Here is a 21,744-nt window from a genome sequence, read left to right as displayed (position 1 = left end):
AATCGATTGATTAATAATTTAGGCATGCCATGAATACACCCACCATGACAACTAAAGGTGAACAGGCAAAGAACCAGCTGATTGCCGCCGCGCTCGCACAGTTTGGTGAGTACGGACTGCATGCCACTACGCGCGATATTGCCGCTCAGGCCGGACAAAACATCGCCGCGATTACCTACTATTTTGGTTCAAAAGAGGATTTATATCTCGCCTGCGCCCAGTGGATCGCGGATTTTATCGGTTCACAGTTTCGCCCTCATGCTGAAGAAGCCGAGCGTCTGTTTACCCAACCCGAGCCGGACCGGGCCGCCATGCGCGAACTGATCCTGCGTGCCTGCAAAAACATGATCATGCTGTTAACCCAGGATGACACGGTTAACCTGAGCAAATTTATTTCGCGCGAACAGCTCTCCCCCACTGCAGCCTATCAGCTGGTGCATGACCAGGTGATCAACCCGCTGCATAGCCACCTGACCCGCTTAATTGCCGCTTATACGGGTCGCGATGCCAATGACACCCAAATGATCCTGCATACCCACGCCATATTGGGTGAAGTGCTGGCCTTCCGTTTGGGTAAAGAAACTATTCTGTTGCGCACGGGTTGGTCACAATTTGATGCGGATAAAACCGCGCTAATTGAACACACGATCACCTGTCACATCGATCTAATTCTGCAAGGTTTAACGCAAAGGAGTCTGGAGTCATGAAAAAACCTGTCGTCCTCGGGCTGGTTATCGCGGCCCTCGTTGCCGTGATTGCTGGTGGAACGTGGTGGTATCAAAGCCAACAAGATAACGGCCTGACCCTGTACGGCAACGTCGATATCCGCAGCGTCAATTTAAGTTTTCGCGTAGGCGGCAGGCTGGCCTCGCTGGCGGTTGACGAAGGTGATGCGATTACTGCCGGTCAGGTACTGGGCGAACTGGACCACGCCCCCTACGAAAACGCGCTGATGCAGGCGAAGGCTAACGTTGCCGCCGCGCAGGCGCAGTACGACCTGATGCTGGCCGGGTATCGTGAAGAAGAAATTGCACAAACCGCAGCGGCCGTGAAGCAGGCCCAGGCAGCGTATGACTACGCGCAGAACTTTTATAATCGCCAGCTCGGATTATGGAAAAGCCGCACTATCTCGGCCAACGATCTGGAAAACGCCCGTTCTTCACGCGACCAGGCGCTGGCAACGCTGAAATCCGCGCAGGATAAACTCAGTCAATACCGCAGCGGTAATCGTCCGCAGGATATCGCCCAGGCGAAAGCGACGCTCGAACAGGCTCAGGCGCAGCTGGCGCAGGCTGAACTCGATTTGCATGACACCACGCTGACCTCCCCGTCTGACGGCACACTGCTTACCCGTGCGGTCGAGCCAGGCAGTATGCTGAACGCGGGCGGCACGGTGCTGACGCTGTCGCTTACCCGGCCGGTGTGGGTCCGCGCCTATGTGGACGAACGCAATCTGAGCCAGGCGCAGCCGGGACGTGAAATTCTGCTTTATACCGATGGCCGCCCGGATAAACCGTACCACGGCAAAATCGGCTTTGTGTCGCCAACAGCAGAATTTACGCCGAAAACGGTAGAGACCCCGGACCTGCGTACCGACCTGGTCTACCGCCTGCGTATTGTCGTGACCGATGCCGACGACGCGCTGCGTCAGGGAATGCCGGTGACGGTGAAGTTCGGTGACGAGGCGCGGCATGAATGACGCAGTCATTACCCTCAACGGGCTGGTTAAGCGCTTTGCCGGGATGGAAAAACCGGCGGTCGCCCCGCTCGACTGCACGATTCACGCAGGCTATGTCACCGGTCTGGTAGGTCCCGACGGCGCAGGGAAAACCACGCTGATGCGGATGCTGGCGGGCCTGTTGAAGCCGGATGGCGGCAGCGCGACGGTGATTGGCTTTGACCCCATCATCAACGACAGCGCCCTGCATGCGGTGCTGGGCTATATGCCACAGAAATTCGGCCTGTATGAAGATTTGACCGTCATGGAGAACCTCAATCTGTATGCCGATTTACGCAGCGTTACCGGTGAAGCGCGGGAGAAAACCTTTGCCCGCCTGCTGGAGTTTACCTCGCTGGGGCCGTTTACCGGACGTCTGGCTGGCAAGCTTTCCGGCGGCATGAAGCAGAAACTGGGGCTGGCCTGTACGCTGGTCGGCGAACCCAAAGTGCTGCTGCTGGATGAGCCCGGCGTGGGCGTGGACCCAATATCCCGCCGCGAATTGTGGCAAATGGTGCATGAACTGGCCGGGGATGGCATGTTGATCCTCTGGAGCACCTCGTATCTGGACGAGGCCGAGCAGTGCCGCGATGTGCTGCTGATGAACGAAGGTGAATTGCTCTATCAAGGCGATCCGACTCAGCTGACGCAAACCATGGCCGGACGCAGTTTTTTAATGAGCAGCCCGCAGGAAAATAACCGCAAACTGCTACAACGCGCGCTCAAGTTACCGCAGGTCAGCGACGGCATGATTCAGGGGAAATCCGTGCGCCTGATCCTGAAAAAAGCAGCCACGGCGGACGATATTCGCAAAGCTGACGGCATGCCGGAAATCACCATCACCAGTACAGCCCCGCGCTTTGAAGATGCGTTTATCGATTTACTCGGCGGCGCGGGAACCTCTGAATCGCCGCTGGGCGCTATCCTGCACACCGTAGAAGGTACCGCCGGTGAAACGGTGATTGAAGCCAAAGCGCTGACCAAAAAATTCGGTGATTTTGCCGCCACTGACCATGTGGACTTTGCCGTCCAGCGCGGTGAGATTTTTGGCCTGTTAGGCCCCAACGGGGCGGGTAAATCAACCACGTTTAAAATGATGTGCGGCCTGCTGGTCCCCACCTCAGGTAAAGCGCTGGTGCTGGACATGGACCTGAAGGTCAGTTCCGGAAAAGCACGTCAACATCTGGGCTATATGGCGCAGAAATTCTCCCTGTACGGTAACCTGACGGTGGAGCAAAATCTGCGCTTTTTCTCCGGCGTCTACGGCCTGCGCGGACGCGCACAGAAAGAAAAAATCGACCGTATGAGCGAGGCGTTCGGCCTGAAGAGCATCGCCTCCCATGCCACCGATGAACTGCCGCTGGGCTTTAAGCAGCGTCTGGCGCTGGCCTGTTCGCTGATGCATGAACCCGACATCCTGTTCCTCGATGAACCGACCTCCGGGGTTGACCCCCTCACCCGTCGCGAGTTCTGGCTGCATATCAACAGCATGGTAGAGAAAGGCGTGACGGTGATGGTCACTACCCACTTTATGGACGAGGCGGAATATTGCGACCGTATCGGGCTGGTGTACCGCGGTAAGCTAATCGCCAGCGGCACGCCGGACGACCTGAAAGCGCAGGCGGCCGATAACGACACGCCGGACCCGACCATGGAGCAGGCGTTTATCACGCTTATCAATGACTGGGATAAGGAGCACGCACATGAGTAATCACGCGCTTTCATGGCGACGCGTGCGCGCACTGTGCATTAAAGAAACGCGGCAGATCGTACGCGATCCCAGTAGCTGGCTGATTGCCGTGGTGATCCCGTTACTGTTGCTGTTTATCTTCGGCTACGGGATTAACCTCGACTCCAGCAAACTGCGGGTAGGGATTTTGCTCGAACAGCAGAGCGAAGAGGCGCTGGATTTTACCCATACCATGACCGGCTCGCCGTATATTGACGCCACCATCAGCGACAACCGCCAGGAATTAATTGAGAAAATGCAGGCCGGGCGTATTCGTGGGCTGGTGGTGATCCCGGTGGATTTTGCCCAGCAGATGGCGCGGCCAAACGATATTGCGCCCATTCAGGTGATCACCGATGGCAGCGAACCGAACACCGCCAACTTTGTGCAAGGCTATGTGGAAGGCATCTGGCAGATTTGGCAAAAGCAACGGGCCGAAGACCGCGGCGAATCGTTCGAACCGCTGATCGACGTGCAAACCCGCTACTGGTTCAACCCGGCGGCGATCAGCCAGCATTTTATTATTCCAGGAGCGGTGACCATTATTATGACGGTCATCGGCGCAATCCTGACCTCATTAGTGGTCGCCCGTGAATGGGAGCGCGGCACTATGGAAGCGCTGCTGTCGACCGAAGTCACCCGCGTAGAATTGCTGCTGTGTAAACTGATCCCCTATTATTTTCTCGGCATGCTGGCGATGCTGCTGTGTATGCTGGTATCGGTGTTTATTCTTGGCGTGCCCTATCGCGGTTCTCTGCTGATCCTGTTTTTTATCACCAGCCTGTTTCTGCTCAGTACGCTTGGCATGGGATTGCTGATCTCCACCATCACCCGCAACCAGTTTAACGCCGCGCAGGTAGCGCTCAACGCCGCTTTCCTGCCATCTATTATGCTGTCGGGCTTTATCTTCCAGATAGACAGCATGCCCGCCATTATTCGCGCGGTGACGTATATCATTCCCGCACGTTATTTCGTCAGCACCCTGCAAAGCCTGTTTCTGGCGGGAAATATTCCGGTGGTGTTGATAATCAACGTGTTGTTTTTAATCGCTTCGGCGGTGATGTTTATTGGTCTGACGTGGCTTAAAACCAAACGTCGGCTGGATTGAGGGGACGGCCATGTTTCATCGTTTATGGACATTAATTCGCAAAGAGCTGCAGTCGCTGTTACGCGAGCCGCAGACGCGGGCGATCCTGATTTTACCCGTACTGATTCAGGTGATCCTGTTTCCGTTTGCAGCCACGTTAGAAGTGACCAACGCCACTATCGCCATCTATAACGAAGACAACGGCAAGCATTCAGTGGAATTAACACAGCGCTTTGCCCGCGCCAGCGCCTTTACCCATATCCTGCTGCTGAAAAGCCCGCAGGAGATCCAGCCGACCATCGACACGCAAAAAGCCCTGTTGCTGGTGCGCTTCCCGGCCGACTTTTCGCGTAATCTGGATACCTTCCAACAAGCACCTATGCAGTTGATCCTTGACGGGCGCAACTCTAACAGCGCGCAGATCGCCGCGAATTATCTGCAGCAGATCGTTAAGGAATACCAGCAGGAGTTGATGGACGGCAAAGCGAAGCCGAACAACAGCGAACTGGTGGTGCGTAACTGGTATAATCCGAATCTGGATTACAAATGGTTCGTCGTTCCGTCGCTGATCGCCATGATCACTACCATCGGCGTGATGATCGTCACCTCACTGTCGGTAGCCCGCGAACGTGAGCAGGGCACGCTGGATCAGCTGCTGGTCTCTCCGCTCACCACCTGGCAAATTTTCATTGGTAAAGCGGTGCCTGCGCTAATCGTGGCTACCTTTCAGGCCACTATCGTGCTGGCTATTGGCATCTGGGCCTATCACATTCCGTTTGCCGGTTCGCTGGGCTTGTTTTACTTCACGATGGTGATTTACGGGTTGTCGTTGGTAGGCTTTGGTCTGCTGATTTCATCGCTGTGTTCAACCCAGCAGCAGGCGTTTATCGGCGTGTTCGTCTTTATGATGCCGGCAATTTTACTGTCAGGGTACGTTTCTCCGGTCGAAAACATGCCGGTCTGGCTGCAGAATCTGACGTGGATAAACCCAATCCGTCACTTTACGGACATCACGAAACAGATTTACCTGAAGGATGCGAGCCTGAAGATTGTCTGGGGAAGTTTGTGGCCACTGTTGGTGATAGCGGCCACGACCGGGTCAGCGGCGTATGCGATGTTTAGACGCAAAGTGATGTAGTTTTTTGTCTTTCGCCAGCAGCGAAATCACCGCGGGTCCGGCAAGGATCGCCAGTCCCGCTAACGCCAGTAAGACGTTGTTTTGCAGCACGCGGGATAGCAGCCACAGTACGATCATCGCCGCACCGAAATACCACGTGGTCGTTAGCTCTTCCAGTACGTCGGCGACATCACGCCAGCGCTGTTCATGATGACGCTGCAGCGCCAGCATTAATAAAACCGTGACGCCATAAACGACGCATAATCCCAGGCCGACGCGCACCAGCGTGCCGCTCATCCAGCCCATTACCAGCAATGCCACTACCAGTAAATGCAACATAATCTGCCAGCAACTAAGACCCGTTGCGACACGAACACGTTGTTGCCACCTCATGGCTTTTCTCCTGAAGGATCTTTAACTAATTATTCAGAGTACCGGACTTTACGGAAAATTCCGTAACACCGCATCCTTTTGTGACGCCGACTACACTATTTAAAGGAAAAATGACGCCGAAAGGAGACCCATGACCGAAACAGCAGATCGTTTTTCATTCAATGTGCTCACAATTAATACCCACAAAGGTTTTACCGCCTTTAATAAGCGATTTATTTTGCCTGAGCTACGCGATGCCGTCAGAACGGTCGGTGCGGATATTGTATGCCTGCAGGAAGTGATGGGCGCGCACGAGGTTCATCCCCTGCACGTAGAGAACTGGCCGGATACTACACACTATGAATTTCTCGCAGATACTATGTGGAGCGACTTCGCCTACGGACGCAATGCCGTGTATCCGCAGGGGCATCACGGTAACGCGGTGCTGTCGCGCTATCCCATTGAACATTATGAGAATCGTGATGTATCCGTCGGCAGCAGTGAAAAGCGCGGTGTGCTTTACTGCCGCATCGTGCCGCCGATGCTCCCTCACCCCATCCATGTGATGTGTGTACATCTTGGTTTGCGTGAAGCCCACCGCCAGGCGCAGTTGACCATGCTGGCGGATTGGGTCAATGCCCTGCCTGAAACGGAACCCGTGGTGGTGGCCGGGGATTTCAACGACTGGCGGCAAAAGGCCAATTATCCGTTGAAGGTTCATGCCGGTCTTGACGAGATTTTTACCCGCGCCCACGGACGCCCGGCGCGTACCTTTCCGGTACGTTTGCCACTGCTGCGCCTCGACAGGATCTATGTGAAAAACGCCAATGCCAGTATTCCGACGGCACTGGCGCTACGTCACTGGCGACATTTGTCCGACCATGCCCCCCTGAGCGCGGAGATTCATTTATGAAATATGGCTGGCGTGAAGGCAATCAAATTCAGCTGCTGGAAAACGGCGACCAGTACTACCCTGCCGTGTTTAAGGCCATTGAACAGGCGCAGCAAAAAATCATCCTTGAGACTTTTATCTGGTTTGAAGATGCGGTCGGGAAACAATTGCATGCGGCACTGCTCGGTGCGGCACAGCGTGGTGTCAAAGCCGAAGTGCTGCTCGACGGCTACGGGTCACCGGATCTCAGCGAGGAGTTTGTCAGCGAACTCACCACCGCGGGCGTGGTTTTCCGCTATTACGACCCACGCCCGCGGTTGTTCGGCATGCGAACCAACCTTTTTCGCCGCATGCACCGCAAAATTGTGGTGATTGACGACCGTGTCGCTTTCGTCGGCGGGATTAACTATTCCGCCGAGCATATGTCCGATTACGGCCCGGAGGCCAAGCAGGACTACGCCGTGCGTATTGAAGGTCCCATCGTGGCAGACATCCTGACCTTCGTGCTGGAAAACCTGCCGGGGCAAAGCGCCGTGCGCCGCTGGTGGCGACGTCATCATCGGGCAATCGAAAATCGCCAGCCCGGCGAGGCGCAGGCGCTGTTTGTCTGGCGCGATAACGAAGAACATCGTGATGATATTGAACGCCATTATTTGAAAATGCTCACCCAGGCCAAACGCGAAGTGATCATTGCCAACGCCTATTTCTTTCCCGGCTATCGCCTGCTGCATGCGCTGCGCAAAGCGGCGCGACGCGGCGTGCGGGTCAAACTGATTGTGCAGGGTGAACCGGATATGCCGATTGTGAAAGTCGGCGCTCGCCTACTGTACAACTATCTGGTGAAAGGCGGCGTCCAGGTGTATGAATACCGTCGCAGACCCCTGCACGGCAAAGTCGCGCTAATGGACGATCACTGGGCGACGGTGGGCTCCAGCAACCTCGACCCGCTCAGCCTGTCGCTGAATCTGGAGGCCAACATCATTATCCATGATCGCGCATTTAACCAGGTCCTGCGGGACAATCTGCATCCCATTATTACCGAGGATTGCCAGCAGGTAGATGAATCGATGCTGCCCAGACGCACCTGGTGGAACCTGACCAAGAGCGTGCTGGCGTTCCACTTTTTACGCCACTTTCCGGCGCTGGTCGGCTGGCTACCGGCGCACACGCCGCACCTTACCGAAGTCGCGCCTCCCGCGCAGCCGACTCTGGAAACGCAGGACCGCATTCAGGCTGAAGATGCAGGAGGGAAACCCTGATGGCGAAAGCATCTCCCCGCTGGCGGTTAGCAAAAAAGATCCTCACCTGGCTGTTTTTTATCGCGGTGATCGTACTGCTGGTGGTGTATGCCAGCAAGGTCAACTGGGAAGAGGTCTGGTCGGTTATCCGGGATTACAACCGCCTCGCCCTGCTCAGCGCCATTGGTCTGGTCATCGTCAGCTATCTGCTGTACGGCTGTTATGACCTGCTCGGACGCTATTACTGCGGACACAAGCTGGCAAAACGTCAGGTGATGCTGGTGTCGTTTATCTGCTATGCCTTCAACCTGACGTTAAGCACCTGGGTGGGCGGCATTGGCATGCGCTATCGACTCTATTCCCGCCTCGGATTACCGGGCAGCACGATCACGCGCATTTTCTCACTCAGCATTACCACCAACTGGCTGGGCTATATTCTGCTCGGCGGGTTTATTTTTACCTTCGGCGTCGTTCAACTGCCCGCACACTGGTATATCGACGAGGCCACACTGCGCATTCTGGGTATCGTACTGCTGCTGATTATTGTCATTTATCTGTGGTGTTGCGCCTTCGCTAAACATCGGCATATCACGATTAAAGGGCAAAAACTGGTGCTGCCATCGTGGAAATTCGCGCTGGCGCAGATGGCCATCTCCGGAGCAAACTGGATGGTGATGGGAGCGATTATCTGGCTGTTATTAGGCCAGGATATCCATTATTTCTTCGTGCTGGGCGTGCTGCTGGTCAGCAGTATCGCCGGGGTTATCGTACATATTCCGGCGGGTATCGGCGTGCTGGAAGCGGTATTCATGGCACTGCTGGCAGGCGAAAATACCTCGCAAGGCACGATCATCGCCGCCCTGCTCGCGTATCGCGTACTGTATTATTTTATCCCGCTGCTGCTGGCGTTGATGTGCTATTTGTTGCTGGAGAGTCGGGCGAAAAAACTGCGGGCAAAAAACGAGAAGGCAATGGCGAAATAACCGTGAAGGTTATTGCCGGATGCGGCGTAACGCCTTATCCGGCCTACTTTCTACGCAACACGGTAGGCCGGATGAGCGCAGCGCCATCCGGCAGCAGAAATTAACGACGATTGCCGAAAATACGCAGCAGCATCAGGAACAGGTTGATAAAGTCCAGATACAGCGTTAACGCCCCAAGGATCGCGTATTTACGCAGGTTGGAACTGTCGCGCAGATCGATTTGCTCGCCGATGTTTTTCAGCTTCTGCGTGTCATAGGCGGTCAGGCCGACAAACACAATCACCCCAATGTAGGTCACCGCCCACATCAGCGCTTCGCTCTTCAGCCAGAAGTTAACCAGCGAGGCCAGCACGATGCCGATCAACGCCATAAACAGCATGTTGCCAAAACCACTGAGATCGCGCTTGGTGGTGTACCCGTACAGGCTCATGATACCGAACATCCCGCCAGTGACCACAAACGTGCTGGCGATAGACGAGTAGGTATAGACGATAAAGATGCTCGACAGCGTCAGCCCGGTTAATGCCGAATAGAGCATAAACAGTGTGGTGGCCATACCGGCGCTGAGCCTTTGCACCATGCCGGAAAGGACAAACACCAGCGCCAGTTGGGCGATGATCAGCCCAAAGAAAGTGATTTTGCTGGAAAAGACAAACGTCATCACCGCCGGCGTGTTCGCCGCATACCAGGCAATAAACGCCGTCAGTAACAACCCGCAGGTCATCCAGCCGTAGACTTGCGCCATATAGGTTTGCAGACCGGAACGGGCCTGCACAATAGAATCGGTTCGTGGGAATCGGTCCATGACAATCTCCTGAATTAGTATGTACCTAAACCAATTGTACTCTACCAGCGTTTTGCTGCTTGCTTATCGCTGTCGCGGGCATCAACCCAACGGTCGCCTTCCGGCGTGGCCTCGCGTTTCCAGAACGGCGCGCGGGTCTTAAGATAATCCATAATAAACTGTCCGGCGTCAAAGGCACTGCTGCGATGCGCGCTGGTCACGCCAACGAAGACTATCTCATCTCCCGGCCACAGCTCACCAATACGGTGGATAACCGTCACGCGGCCCAGCGGCCAGCGTTCACGCGCCTCATCGACGATTTCCGCCAGCGCTTTTTCGGTCATGCCCGGGTAATGTTCCAGCGTCAATGCCTGCACGCTGTCCCCGAGATTGTGATTACGCACTTTACCGGTAAACGTGACCACCGCGCCGTCTTCATCGCGCGCTGCCAGCCAGGGATATTCTTCCCCCACGCTAAACGGCGCAGGCCCAACAACAATTCGCGTTTCAGCCATCTCAGCCTCCGGTTACCGGTGGGAAGAAGGCCACTTCATCACCTGCGTTGAGGGGATGGTCGAAGCTCACCAGCGTCTGGTTGACGGCCGCCAGCAGCTTGCCATCTTCTAAAGCCAGCGCCCAACGATCGCTTTGCGCAGCCAGATGCTGGCGCAAGGCTTCCACCGTGGGAAAATCTGCCGCGACCTCTAACGTATCTGCGTTCACCAGTTCTCGCACCTGGGCAAAGAAAAGCACCTTAATCATCTGCATCCACCTTAAAATCGCCCGACTTGCCGCCGCTTTTCGCCAGCAGACGTACCGGACCAATCACCATATCCTTTTGAACCGCTTTGCACATGTCGTAGATGGTCAGCGCCGCCACCGATGCTGCGGTTAACGCTTCCATTTCGACGCCTGTTTTCCCGGTCAGTCGGCACAGCGATTCAATGCGCACACGGTTGTGTTCCGGCTCGGCGCGCAGATTAACCTCAACCTTGCTGAGCATCAGCGGGTGACACAGCGGGATAAGATCCCAGGTACGCTTGGCGGCCTGGATACCGGCAATACGTGCGGTCGCGAAAACATCGCCTTTATGGTGGCTGCCGTCGATAATCATCGCCAGGGTTTCGCTACGCATAGTGACGAAGGCTTCGGCGCGCGCTTCACGTACGGTTTCGGCTTTGGCGGAAACATCCACCATGTGCGCTTCGCCAGCGGCGTTAATATGAGTCAGTTGCGACATACTTATTTCTTCAAATGGGGGTGGAAGTTACACGGACGCGTACGGGCATCGAGCTGCGGCGCAATGATATTTTCCCAGGCAGTGCGACACGCTTTGGTCGACCCCGGCATGGCAAAAATCAGCGTTTTATTGGCCACACCGGCAATCGCGCGTGATTGCAACGTCGCGGTGCCAATCTCTTCAAAGGAGAGCATGCGGAACACTTCGCCAAACCCTTCGACTTCACGGTCGAACAGCGGCAGCAGCGCTTCTGGTGCCTGGTCGCCTTCGGTCAAACCGGTACCGCCGGTAATCAGCACCACTTGCACATCGTCGCTGGCAATCCAGGCGGAAACCTGGGCGCGGATGGCATAGCGGTTCTCTTTAACAATCGCCTTGTCTACAATCTGATGACCCGCCTCCAGCGCACTGTCGCGCAGATAATGGCCGGAGGTATCGTCCTCTTCGCCACGACGGCTGGAAACAGTAAGAATAGCAATGCGTGTCGGGATAAATTCAGCGCTTACCTGACTCATGAAAAACTCCTTTTAGCGATCAGCCGCCAATGTAAGATAAGTTTTGCGTAATACCGGTATTGTTCTGATGCAGGAAGTGGGTCTGTTTTTTCTCCAGCAGCGCGCTTGAGATACGTTCTTCCAGCGCAGACTGCTGAGCGTCATCTTCCAGCAAATCACGCAGGCTGACCCCGCCTTCACCGAATAAGCACAGATGCAGTTTGCCGACAGAAGAGACGCGCAGACGGTTGCAGGTGGCGCAGAAGTCTTTCTCATACGGCATGATCAGACCGATTTCACCCGCATAATCGGGATGACAGAAAACCTGCGCCGGACCGTCGCTGCGCTGGCGTAGCTGATGGATCCAGCCGCGACGCAGCAGTTCATCGCGCAGTACCTGGCCGGAGATATGGTGTTTACGGAAGAGAGAACTGCCTTCGCCGGTTTCCATCAGCTCAATAAAGCGTAATTGAATCGGACGTGGCTGGATCCAGGCGAGAAAGGTGTCCAGTTGATGGTGGTTTACATCGCGCATCAGCACGGTGTTCACTTTGACTTTCTCAAAACCGGCATCAAAGGCGGCATCAATGCCCGCCATCACCTGTTGAAATTTATCCTGCCCGGTAATGGCATGAAACTGACGGGCGTCAAGGCTGTCGACGCTGACGTTCAGCGCCGTGAGCCCCGCCTCACGCCAGGTGGCGGCATCCCGTGCCAGACGATAACCGTTGGTGGTCACCGCTATCTGGCGGATGGCGTCATTTTCTCGCACGGCGGCGATGATGTCGGTAAAGTCGCGACGCAATGACGGCTCGCCCCCGGTCAGACGCACTTTTTCCGTTCCCAGATTGGCGAACGCACGCGTGACACGACGAATTTCATCAACGGTCAAAAAACCGTTATTGGTGACCCCACCGGGCTTGTAGCCATCCGGCAGGCAGTAGGTGCAACGAAAGTTACACACATCGGTAATCGACAAACGTAAGTAGTAAAACTTACGTGCGAAAGCATCGGTAAGTTGAGAGCCCATGTACACCTTTCCAAATACGGGAGGCGGAGTCATTTCTTCCTGCGCCCTGGTGACAATCTGATGTAAGCCTTGTCACGGCCAAAGCACCGTATCATTTGACCCAGGTGCAGAGGCTAGAGTGTTTATACTCGTCATACGTCGAGTACATGTTGGTTATGCCGATACTAGCGTGTAAATAACAGTTTTGCCATGTACACTTTCGCTATATAATCTTATACATAGCGACATGATCGTGCAATTTCGCTACAGAATAAGCAAAAATCACAGTTTTGCATTGATATACATCATCTTGCTATCAGGTGGATGTCGTCAAAAAGGGGTAGATCGCCTAAATTTATTTTCACACAACACCGCCAGATAATTGCTGAAAACCCGTAATTTACGCTACTGTAACGGCGATCAATTGATATCAGGAATAACTATGCGCACTCGCACGTTGGCGGATCTGGATCGCGTTGTCGCTCTCGGCGGAGGGCATGGATTGGGACGCGTCCTCTCTTCACTGTCTCCTTTAGGTTCACGCCTGACGGGCATTGTCACCACCACCGATAACGGCGGCTCTACCGGTCGAATTCGCCGCTCCGAGGGAGGTATTGCCTGGGGAGATATGCGTAACTGTCTGAACCAGTTAATTACCCAGCCCAGCGTCGCATCCGCGATGTTTGAGTATCGTTTTGGCGGTAATGGCGAACTTTCCGGGCATAACCTCGGAAATCTGATGTTAAAGGCATTAGATCACCTCAGCGTACGGCCTCTGGAAGCAATCAATTTAATTCGCAGCCTGTTGAAAGTTGACGCGCATTTAATTCCGATGTCCGAGCTGCCGGTCGATTTAATGGCTATCGACGATCAGGGACATGAGATTTATGGCGAGGTGAATATCGATCAGCTCACTATCCCGCCTCAGGAACTGATGCTGTCGCCAAAGGTGCCGACCACGCGCGAAGCGGTAGAGGCTATCGCTGAAGCCGATTTGATTCTGATCGGGCCGGGCAGTTTTTACACCAGCTTGATGCCGATCCTGCTGCTCGACGAACTGGCGCAGGCCTTACGTCGCACACCGGCTCCGATGGTCTACATCGGCAATCTGGGGCGTGAATTAAGCCTGCCTGCCGCCAGTCTGACGCTTAACGATAAGCTGACTATCATTGAACAATATGTCGGGAAAAAAGTGATTGATGCGGTGGTTGTCGGGCCAAAAGTGGATGTTTCCGCCGTGAGTGACCGCATTGTGATTCAGGACGTGCTGGAAGCCAGCGATATTCCGTATCGCCACGACCGTCAGCTGTTGCACGACGCGCTGGAAAAAGCGGTGCAAGCGTTAGGCTAGGTGGAATTGCCTGATGGCGCTACGCTTATCAGGCCTACCAACGCGCTCTATCCCGTAGGCCGGATAAGGGATTTATCCCGCATCCGGCACCCACTTACGATGCCGCGATAAACAGCTCGCGCAGCTGGTGCAGCTGATCGCGGATTTGAGCAGCTTCTTCAAACTCCAGGTTCTGCGCGTGCTTCATCATCTGCCCTTCCAGTTCATGGATTTTCTGCTGCAGCGCCTTCGGCGTCATATCCAATTCAACCACCTCGGACTTCGCGCCGGAACGCGACTTGCCTCGGCCCTTGGCTTTGGTCCTGGCAATATTTTGCCCCAGCGCCAGAATGTCGACCACCTTCTTGTTCAGCCCCTGCGGCGTAATACCGTGCTCTTCGTTGTACTGATGCTGCTTCTCACGACGCCGTTCGGTTTCGCCGATCGCCTTCGCCATTGAGGCCGTAATTTTATCGCCGTAGAGGATCGCTTTACCGTTGATGTTACGTGCCGCACGGCCGATAGTCTGGATCAGCGATCGCTCAGAACGCAGGAACCCTTCTTTGTCGGCGTCCAGAATCGCCACCAGAGAGACCTCAGGCATGTCCAGACCTTCTCGTAACAGGTTGATACCCACCAGCACGTCAAACTCGCCCAGACGCAGGTCACGAATGATTTCCATACGTTCCACGGTGTCGATGTCCGAGTGCAGATAGCGCACCCGCTCGCCGTGCTCTTCGAGGTATTCCGTGAGGTCTTCCGCCATCCGCTTGGTTAGCGTCGTCACCAGTACACGTTCGTTGATCGCCGCGCGGATACGAATTTCAGACAGCAGGTCATCGACCTGTGTTGCCACCGGGCGCACTTCAATCACTGGATCCAGCAGGCCGGTCGGTCGTACTACCTGATCAACGACGTCATCGCCGGATTTCTCCAGCTCATAGTTGCCCGGCGTGGCGGAGACATAGATGGTTTGCGGGGCCAGCGCCTCAAACTCTTCAAACTTCAACGGGCGGTTATCCAGTGCTGACGGCAGACGAAAACCGTACTCGACCAGCGTCTCTTTTCGCGCCCGGTCGCCGCGATACATACCGCCGATTTGCGGAATAGTCACGTGGGATTCATCGACCACCAGCAGGCCATCGGCTGGCAGGTAGTCAAACAGCGTCGGTGGCGGCTCGCCAGGCCCGCGCCCGGAGAGATAGCGGGAATAGTTTTCAATGCCCGAACAGTAGCCCAGTTCGTTCATCATCTCCAGATCGAACTGCGTACGCTGGCTTAAGCGCTGTTCTTCCAGCAACTTGTTGTTCGCCAGCAGGTTTTTACGCCGCTCGGCAAGCTCGACCTTAATGTCTTCCATCGCCTGCACAATGCGTTCGCGTGGCGTAACGTAGTGCGTTTTGGGGTAGACGGTAAAGCGTGGAATGCTGGATTCAACCTGCCCGGTCAGCGGGTCAAACAGTGACAAACGCTCCACTTCTTCATCAAATAGCTCCACGCGCAGCGCAATGTCGTCAGATTCTGCCGGGAAGATGTCTATCACTTCACCGCGCACACGGAACGTCCCGCGCTGAAATGCCTGATCGTTGCGGGTATATTGCAGCTCCGCCAGCCGCCGCAAAATGGCGCGCTGGTCGATGATCATGCCGACCGTCAGGTGCAGCATCATTTTCAAATACAGGTCCGGGTCGCCCAGACCATAGATCGCGGAAACCGAGGCCACCACAATAACATCCCGACGCTCCAGCAGCGCCTTGGTCGCCGACAGTCGCATTTGCTCGATGTGTTCGTTGACCGACGCATCTTTCTCGATGAATGTATCAGAACTCGGTACATACGCTTCCGGCTGGTAATAGTCGTAGTAGGAGACAAAATACTCTACCGCGTTATCCGGGAAGAATTCTTTCATCTCGCCATAAAGCTGGGCCGCCAGCGTCTTGTTGGGTGCCAGCACCATGGTTGGCCGCTGGAGGTCCGCAATGACGTTGGCGATGGTGAACGTTTTCCCCGAACCCGTTACGCCCAGCAGCGTCTGATGCGCCAGACCATCCTCCAGCCCTTCTTCCAGGCGACGAATCGCCTCAGGCTGATCGCCAGAGGGTTTAAAAGCGGAATTCAGTTTGAACGGTTTACTCATGAGCAGCTACCTGAAGCAATGGGCGGGCAGGTGTCTAATTTTACTCGCAGCAGTAGATTTTGCCAGTAAAATATACTGGATGAAAAAACAGTAACACACCACAATATTTCTGTTACGCCCCCTTAACCCCCATCACGGCGGGCTAAAATTTCACCGCAGGCAAGATAAAACACCAGCAAAAATGTGTTATCCCCAGACCTATGACTTTTTTAACATTTGTCAAGCCAGCAGATGAAAGTTTTATGGCAACGGATGACACTTCCGCGACAGCCATTGCTTTTATCTAACAATCTGTATTTGAATAACTATTTTCTCAAGCCGTCTTTCGCAGCAATTTAGTCGCAGGCCGCGTCTTCTCTCGCTTACATAGTGTTTTCTAACTCTAATACACAAGGTTATCCACAGGAATAGTGGATAACTGTCTCCAGCCCGTGCTGACTGCCGCCTGGCAGAAACGTATCGATGTCCTTTTTTGGTCGAATAAAAAAAAATTATCGCTAAATTTTGATATTTATCAGCTAACGAAGCGGGCTGGAGCAGTCGAGATCCTGCTCGCATTTTCATCATTTTTTTGCCTGCCCAGGGCGTTAACACGGGCAGGCCACTGCAGACTATCCGCACCAGAATGGCGCCTAAGACAGCGTGCTCAAATCGATATAGCGTCCGGTCTCTGCCTGCTCCGGCGTCTCTGACAGCCACGGGATCTCGCCCAGCAGCGGTGCCGCAAGCGTACGCCTCAGCGTCGCCATGTATTCAGCGTGACGCTTCCCTGGCGGGGTTACGTCATTGGCAACCCAGCCGACCAGCGTCAGCCCGGCCTGGCGTATCGCCTGCGCGGTCAGGAGGGCATGATTGATACAGCCGAGCTTCACGCCCACCACCAGAATCACCGGCAGCTGTTCCGCTTGCACCCAGTCGGCAAAGCTCAGCGTCGGCGAAAGCGGGGTCAACCATCCCCCGGCCCCTTCTACCAGCACCCAGTCGGCCTGTTTCTCCAGGGCGCGTAAACCGGCAGACATCACCGGGGCCTGAATCGGTCGCCCTTCATCGGCGCTGATAATATGTGGTGACGTGGGTTCGGCGAAGGTATACGGATTGATGGCCGCATAGTCCACTGCCAACGTACTGTTCCGCTGCAACGCCAGGGCATCGCTGTTGCGCAGGCCGTCTGCCGTCATTTCACTGCCCGAGGCGACCGGCTTGTAGCCCACGGTCCGATAGCCCAACTGTCCTGCCGCCTGTAACAATGCACAGCTGGCGATGGTTTTACCGACCTCGGTGTCCGTCCCGGTGACAAAATACGTTTTAGTCACGTTGAATCACTCCCAAAAAAAGATGGTACGTCAGCGGGTATTTCCCCTGTTTCTGAGGCCAGGCTAACTGTAACTGTTGCAGCTGTGAGCGGGTCAGCACACGCTGTTCGCGACCTTCATGCAAATGCGTCGCGCCAATGCCTTTGAGCGAACGCATGGCGCTTAGCGCATCGTCAAACCACAGCGTGACGGCCTGCATCTGATACTCAACCTCCCAGCCGTGCAGCGCGTTTTCCAGCTGTTCGACGGGTAAAAAACGGTTGGCGTGCGCCCGGTTATCCACCGCCTGCCACGCCTGACGCAGTTCCGGCATCGAGCCATGCGCCAGGGTGCTGAAGGCCACTGTCCCGCCGGGGCGCACGACCCGGTAGAGTTCGCCTAATGCGTCGCGTAAATCGCCGCACCATTGCACGGCCAGATTGCTCCAGGCCAGGTCAAACGTCGCAGTATCCTGCGGAATGGCCTCAATATCGGCCAGCAGATAATGGTGCGCCGCATCGTGCCGCTGGGCTTGCGCCAGCATGGGCGCAGACAAATCCAGGGCGCTGACCTCGCTCCCCTGCTCTCGCCAGTAGCGACTCATGCGACCTGGCCCGCAGCCGGCATCCAGCACGCGGGCATACTGCCGCCCCGCCAGCCGCGCCAGTAACGCATCGGCGCTTTGACGCTGTAATTCAGCGTGTTGTTCGTAGTGGGAGGCAGCGCGTCCGAACGCGGCGGCAATCGCCTGCTTATCAACCTGCGTCATGCAGCACCTCCAGCAAGCGGTCGATATCCTGAGCTTCATGCGCCTGAGTCAGCGTCAGTCGCAGTCTGGCAGTACCAACCGGCACGGTAGGTGGCCGGATTGCCGTCACCCAGCAACCCCGATCGCGTAACGTCTGCGCCAGCTGCAACGCTTTTTGGTTATCGCCGACGATCAGTGGCTGAATGGCGCTGTCTGACTGTGCCAGCAGCAAATCAGGGTTCGTCATACCGGCACGAAAACGCTGGATAAGCATCGCCAGCTTTTCCCGGCGCTCGTCGCCTTCGCGATTGCGGATCACCGCCAGCGCGGCGCGCAACGCCTGAGCCTGCGCCGGGGGCATACTGGTGCTGTAAATCAGATGGCGAGCAAACTGCAGCAGATAATCGGCCACGCTGTCAGAGCAGAGAATGGCCGCCCCGCTGACGCCAAAGCCTTTGCCGAAGGTCACCACCAGCAGCTCGGGCTTGACCTGCTGCTGCCAGCACGAGCCGCGTCCTTCCTCACCGGTGACGCCAATACCGTGGGCATCATCCACCAGCAGCCACGCCTCCTGGCGCTGCGCTTCGGCGTGGATTTGCGCCAGCGGCGCGCTGTCGCCGTCCATGCTGAATACACCTTCGGTGACCACCAGCTGTTGCCCCGGACAGGGAGCCGCCAGCAGACGAGCTAAATGCTGAGTGTCGTTATGGGTAAAGCGGCGCAGCATGGCCGGGCTCAGACTGGCGGCCTCCAGCAGCGAAGCGTGGCTGAGTCGGTCTGCAACAATGCGATCCTGTTTACCCATCAGCGCGGCAATCACCGCCTGATTGGCGGCAAACCCGGAGGTAAACAGCAGCGCGCGTGAATAACCCAGCCATTGTGCCAGTTCGTCTTCCAGCGCCTGATGCGCTATGGAATAACCGCTGACATGCCCTGATCCGCCGCTGCCGACGCCAAATCGGTCGGCCCCTTGCTGCCACGCACAGACGATCTGCGGATGGTGGCTTAGCCCAAGGTAATCGTTACTGGAAAAATTCAGATATTGACGACCATCTGCCTGCAGCCAACGCCCGGCGCCCTGCGTCACCGCATGACGACGGCGCAGAGCATCGGCAGAACGACGCGCCGCCAGCGCATCGTCAATTTTTTGCTGCCAGGTCATACCGTTGCCGCGTTGTAGTAATCGTCAGTGTCTGGAGTGCGCAGGGCCTGTTCCAGACGCTGCTGCTGTTCGTTATCGCCCGCCAGCACCGCCGTTTGCTGGGGATTCAGGCCCAGCTTGCGGAACAGCAGCAGGTCTTTATCTTCGTTCGGGTTCGGCGTGGTCAGCAGTTTACAGCCGTAGAAAATCGAGTTAGCCCCGGCCATAAAGCACATGGCCTGGGTCTGTTCGTTCATTTGTTCGCGTCCTGCAGACAGACGGACATACGAGGTCGGCATCATGATGCGCGCCACGGCGATGGTGCGGATAAAATCAAACGCATCCACATCGTCATTATCCGCCAGCGGCGTGCCCTTCACCTTCACCAGCATATTGATGGGGACGCTTTCCGGCGGAGTGGGCAGGTTTGCCAGTTGCAGCAGCAACCCGGCGCGGTCAGTGACCGTTTCGCCTAAGCCGACAATGCCGCCAGAGCAGACTTTAATCCCGGCTTCACGCACTTTATCCAGCGTATCCAGGCGTTCCTGATATGAACGGGTAGTGATGATATTGCCGTAAAACTCCGGCGAGGTGTCGAGGTTGTGGTTGTAGTAGTCGAGACCCGCGCTGGCCAGACGCTGCGCCTGCGTTTCATCCAGCGTACCCAGCGTCATACAGGCTTCCAGCCCCAGTTCTTTCACGCCCTGCACCATTTGTTCCAGGTAAGGCATATCGCGCTCGTGTGGATTCTTCCACGCCGCGCCCATGCAGAAACGGGTTGAACCGGCTTGTTTGGCCTTACGCGCAGAGTCCAGTACCTGCTCAACTTCCATTAAACGCTCGGTTTCCAGACCGGTTTTATAGCGGGAACTTTGTGGGCAATATTTGCAGTCTTCCGGACAAGCGCCGGTTTTTATCGACAACAACGTACTGACCTGTACCTGCTGCGGGTCAAAGTGCTGACGGTGGATCTGTTGCGCTTCAAACAGCAGATCCAGCAGTGGTTTTTCAAATAATTCGGTAACTTGCGACATTGTCCAGCGAGAAGAATGAGCCATATTGGTGTTCGTTTCATTTTGAGTTTCGTGTAGACTCGTAAACCTAAATCTTTTTAATTTGGTTTACAAGTCGATTATGACAACGGACGATCTTGCCTTTGACCAACGCCATATCTGGCACCCTTACACCTCGATGACCTCCCCGCTGCCGGTGTATCCGGTAGCGCGCGCTGAAGGTTGTGAACTGATTTTAGCCAGCGGCGAGAGACTGATTGACGGGATGTCGTCCTGGTGGGCGGCGATCCACGGTTACAATCACCCGCAGCTGAACGCCGCGATGAAAACGCAAATCGACGCCATGTCACACGTGATGTTTGGCGGTATTACCCATGCTCCAGCCATTGCACTGTGCCGCCAGCTGGTTGCCATGACGCCAGAACCACTGGAATGCGTTTTTCTCGCGGACTCAGGCTCCGTTGCCGTGGAAGTAGCGATGAAAATGGCGCTGCAGTACTGGCAGGCAAAAGGCGAATCTCGCCAGCGTTTCCTGACGTTTCGTAATGGGTATCACGGCGATACCTTCGGGGCAATGTCGGTCTGCTGCCCTGACAACTCCATGCACAGTCTGTGGAAAGGGTATTTGCCGGAAAATCTGTTCGCCCCAGCTCCGCAAAGCCGGATGGGCGGCGAATGGGATGAGCTGGATATGGTGCCCTTTGCCCGTCTGATGGCGGCCCATCGCCACGAGATTGCGGCGGTGATCCTGGAGCCAATTGTGCAGGGCGCCGGCGGCATGCGCATGTACCACCCCGAATGGTTGAAGCGCATCCGTAAGATGTGCGATCGCGAAGGTATTCTGCTGATTGCCGACGAAATCGCCACCGGCTTTGGCCGTACCGGTAAGCTGTTTGCCTGTGAACACGCCGACATTACGCCGGATATTTTATGTCTCGGCAAAGCGTTAACCGGCGGGACGATGACCCTTTCTGCCACCCTGACCACTCGCCAGGTGGCGGAAACCATCAGTAACGGCGAAGCGGGCTGCTTTATGCACGGTCCGACGTTTATGGGCAATCCGCTGGCCTGCGCCGTCGCCTCCGCCAGTTTGTCTCTGCTGGAGTCGGGCGAGTGGCGCTCACAGGTGGCGGCAATCGAAGCGCAACTGCGCCGTGAACTGGCACCGGCGGCGGATTCGGCGTATGTCGCCGACGTGCGCGTTCTCGGTGCCATCGGCGTGATAGAAACCACCCACCCGGTGAAGATGGCGGCGTTGCAGAAGTTCTTTGTCGATCAGGGCGTATGGGTCAGACCGTTTGGCAAGCTTATCTACCTGATGCCGCCGTATATTATCCAGCCCGAACAACTGCGTCGCCTGACCCAGGCGGTGAACGACGCCGTGCGCAATGCAACATTTTTTAGCGATTAATCGGCGGTAA

Annotated in this window: 22 protein-coding genes and 1 riboswitch; of the genes, 10 read left to right on the top strand and 12 right to left on the bottom strand. The window is 55.8% G+C overall.

All coding sequences use genetic code 11. The features are described 5' to 3' along the window. The first annotated feature begins 29 nt into the window (after window positions 1-29). From cecR to FDW98_RS18230, 5 genes are read left to right on the top strand one after another with little or no spacing between them, the layout of a single operon-like run. Window positions 30-707, top strand: coding sequence for a transcriptional regulator CecR (cecR, locus tag FDW98_RS18250; RefSeq protein WP_096757765.1), 678 nt, complete (start codon window positions 30-32; stop codon window positions 705-707). Next, the gene (hlyD, locus tag FDW98_RS18245) at window positions 704-1,699 is read left to right on the top strand and encodes a secretion protein HlyD (RefSeq protein ID WP_096757766.1); all 996 of its coding nucleotides are present in this window, start codon (window positions 704-706) and stop codon (window positions 1,697-1,699) included. The genes cecR and hlyD overlap by 4 nt, the downstream gene beginning before the upstream one ends. Next, window positions 1,692-3,428: an ATP-binding cassette domain-containing protein gene (locus FDW98_RS18240; RefSeq protein ID WP_096757767.1), complete on the top strand. Its 1,737-nt coding sequence runs from the start codon at window positions 1,692-1,694 to the stop codon at window positions 3,426-3,428. Before hlyD ends, FDW98_RS18240 begins: the two co-directional genes overlap by 8 nt. Continuing rightward, complete coding sequence (locus tag FDW98_RS18235) at window positions 3,421-4,554, top strand: ABC transporter permease (protein WP_096757768.1); 1,134 nt, start codon at window positions 3,421-3,423, stop codon at window positions 4,552-4,554. The genes FDW98_RS18240 and FDW98_RS18235 overlap by 8 nt, the downstream gene beginning before the upstream one ends. 10 nt (window positions 4,555-4,564) lie before the next feature. After that, window positions 4,565-5,671 (top strand): ABC transporter permease, encoded by a 1,107-nt coding sequence (locus FDW98_RS18230; RefSeq protein WP_096757769.1) that lies wholly within the window; start codon window positions 4,565-4,567, stop codon window positions 5,669-5,671. Here the strand turns inward: FDW98_RS18230 and FDW98_RS18225 are convergent. Further along, window positions 5,633-6,043: a YbhQ family protein gene (locus FDW98_RS18225; RefSeq protein ID WP_096757770.1), complete on the bottom strand. Its 411-nt coding sequence runs from the start codon at window positions 6,041-6,043 to the stop codon at window positions 5,633-5,635. The two genes, FDW98_RS18230 and FDW98_RS18225, sit on opposite strands and share 39 nt — an antisense overlap. 130 nt (window positions 6,044-6,173) lie before the next feature. Here FDW98_RS18225 and FDW98_RS18220 point away from each other — a divergent pair, with 130 nt between their 5' ends. The 3 genes from FDW98_RS18220 to FDW98_RS18210 are packed head-to-tail and all read left to right on the top strand — an operon-like array spanning window position 6,174 to window position 9,135. Further along, a complete protein-coding gene (locus tag FDW98_RS18220; RefSeq protein ID WP_096757771.1) occupies window positions 6,174-6,935 on the top strand; it encodes an endonuclease/exonuclease/phosphatase family protein in 762 nt (253 codons plus the stop codon). After that, complete coding sequence (clsB, locus tag FDW98_RS18215; RefSeq protein WP_096757772.1) at window positions 6,932-8,173, top strand: cardiolipin synthase ClsB; 1,242 nt, start codon at window positions 6,932-6,934, stop codon at window positions 8,171-8,173. The genes FDW98_RS18220 and clsB overlap by 4 nt, the downstream gene beginning before the upstream one ends. Continuing rightward, on the top strand, window positions 8,173-9,135 hold the full coding sequence (locus FDW98_RS18210; protein ID WP_096757773.1) for a YbhN family protein: 963 nt from the start codon (window positions 8,173-8,175) through the stop codon (window positions 9,133-9,135). Before clsB ends, FDW98_RS18210 begins: the two co-directional genes overlap by 1 nt. Before the next feature lie 100 nt (window positions 9,136-9,235). Here the strand turns inward: FDW98_RS18210 and FDW98_RS18205 are convergent, their stop codons facing one another. From FDW98_RS18205 to moaA, 6 genes are all read right to left on the bottom strand, one after another. Further along, window positions 9,236-9,940, bottom strand: a complete 705-nt coding sequence (locus FDW98_RS18205; RefSeq protein ID WP_096757774.1) for a Bax inhibitor-1/YccA family protein — start codon at window positions 9,938-9,940, stop codon at window positions 9,236-9,238. Window positions 9,941-9,981: 41 nt separating this feature from the next. Next, window positions 9,982-10,434: a molybdopterin synthase catalytic subunit MoaE gene (moaE, locus tag FDW98_RS18200; protein ID WP_096757775.1), complete on the bottom strand. Its 453-nt coding sequence runs from the start codon at window positions 10,432-10,434 to the stop codon at window positions 9,982-9,984. A gap of 1 nt (window position 10,435) precedes the next feature. After that, window positions 10,436-10,681, bottom strand: coding sequence for a molybdopterin synthase sulfur carrier subunit (gene moaD, locus FDW98_RS18195; protein WP_096757776.1), 246 nt, complete (start codon window positions 10,679-10,681; stop codon window positions 10,436-10,438). Continuing rightward, window positions 10,674-11,159: a cyclic pyranopterin monophosphate synthase MoaC gene (moaC, locus tag FDW98_RS18190; RefSeq protein ID WP_096757777.1), complete on the bottom strand. Its 486-nt coding sequence runs from the start codon at window positions 11,157-11,159 to the stop codon at window positions 10,674-10,676. The genes moaD and moaC overlap by 8 nt, the downstream gene beginning before the upstream one ends. Window positions 11,160-11,161: 2 nt before the next feature. Next, window positions 11,162-11,674: a molybdenum cofactor biosynthesis protein B gene (moaB, locus tag FDW98_RS18185; RefSeq protein ID WP_096757778.1), complete on the bottom strand. Its 513-nt coding sequence runs from the start codon at window positions 11,672-11,674 to the stop codon at window positions 11,162-11,164. A 19-nt stretch (window positions 11,675-11,693) separates the two neighbouring features. Beyond that, on the bottom strand, window positions 11,694-12,683 hold the full coding sequence (gene moaA, locus FDW98_RS18180) for a GTP 3',8-cyclase MoaA (protein ID WP_096757779.1): 990 nt from the start codon (window positions 12,681-12,683) through the stop codon (window positions 11,694-11,696). After that, window positions 12,671-12,816: riboswitch (molybdenum cofactor riboswitch) on the bottom strand. Its footprint overlaps the gene before it by 13 nt. 288 nt (window positions 12,817-13,104) lie before the next feature. On the opposite strand from moaA, the gene yvcK reads away from it, so the two are divergent. After that, window positions 13,105-14,013 (top strand): uridine diphosphate-N-acetylglucosamine-binding protein YvcK, encoded by a 909-nt coding sequence (gene yvcK / locus FDW98_RS18175; protein ID WP_096757780.1) that lies wholly within the window; start codon window positions 13,105-13,107, stop codon window positions 14,011-14,013. 94 nt (window positions 14,014-14,107) lie between these two features. Here yvcK and uvrB read toward each other — a convergent pair whose 3' ends face one another. The 5 genes from uvrB to bioB all read right to left on the bottom strand — a co-directional run bounded on the left by uvrB (window position 14,108) and on the right by bioB (window position 20,368). Next, window positions 14,108-16,129, bottom strand: coding sequence for an excinuclease ABC subunit UvrB (gene uvrB / locus FDW98_RS18170; RefSeq protein ID WP_096757781.1), 2,022 nt, complete (start codon window positions 16,127-16,129; stop codon window positions 14,108-14,110). Between the two features lie 632 nt (window positions 16,130-16,761). After that, window positions 16,762-17,442: a dethiobiotin synthase gene (bioD, locus tag FDW98_RS18160; protein ID WP_096757782.1), complete on the bottom strand. Its 681-nt coding sequence runs from the start codon at window positions 17,440-17,442 to the stop codon at window positions 16,762-16,764. Beyond that, a complete protein-coding gene (gene bioC, locus FDW98_RS18155) occupies window positions 17,435-18,190 on the bottom strand; it encodes a malonyl-ACP O-methyltransferase BioC (RefSeq protein WP_096757783.1) in 756 nt (251 codons plus the stop codon). The genes bioD and bioC overlap by 8 nt, the downstream gene beginning before the upstream one ends. After that, complete coding sequence (bioF, locus tag FDW98_RS18150) at window positions 18,177-19,331, bottom strand: 8-amino-7-oxononanoate synthase (RefSeq protein WP_096757784.1); 1,155 nt, start codon at window positions 19,329-19,331, stop codon at window positions 18,177-18,179. Before bioF ends, bioC begins: the two co-directional genes overlap by 14 nt. Beyond that, window positions 19,328-20,368, bottom strand: a complete 1,041-nt coding sequence (bioB, locus tag FDW98_RS18145; RefSeq protein WP_096757785.1) for a biotin synthase BioB — start codon at window positions 20,366-20,368, stop codon at window positions 19,328-19,330. The genes bioF and bioB overlap by 4 nt, the downstream gene beginning before the upstream one ends. A gap of 76 nt (window positions 20,369-20,444) precedes the next feature. Between bioB and bioA the strand changes: the two genes are divergently transcribed. Continuing rightward, window positions 20,445-21,734 carry an adenosylmethionine--8-amino-7-oxononanoate transaminase gene (bioA, locus tag FDW98_RS18140; RefSeq protein ID WP_096757786.1) on the top strand — a complete coding sequence of 430 codons (1,290 nt, stop codon included), beginning with the start codon at window positions 20,445-20,447 and terminating at the stop codon, window positions 21,732-21,734. The last annotated feature ends 10 nt before the right edge of the window (window positions 21,735-21,744 follow it).

It is taken from the genome of Citrobacter sp. wls711 (genome assembly GCF_005281055.1).
GTDB lineage: Bacteria > Pseudomonadota > Gammaproteobacteria > Enterobacterales > Enterobacteriaceae > Citrobacter > Citrobacter gillenii.
The sequence above is the reverse complement of the archived record's forward strand: the minus strand, read 5'-3'. Positions and strand labels throughout refer to the sequence as shown.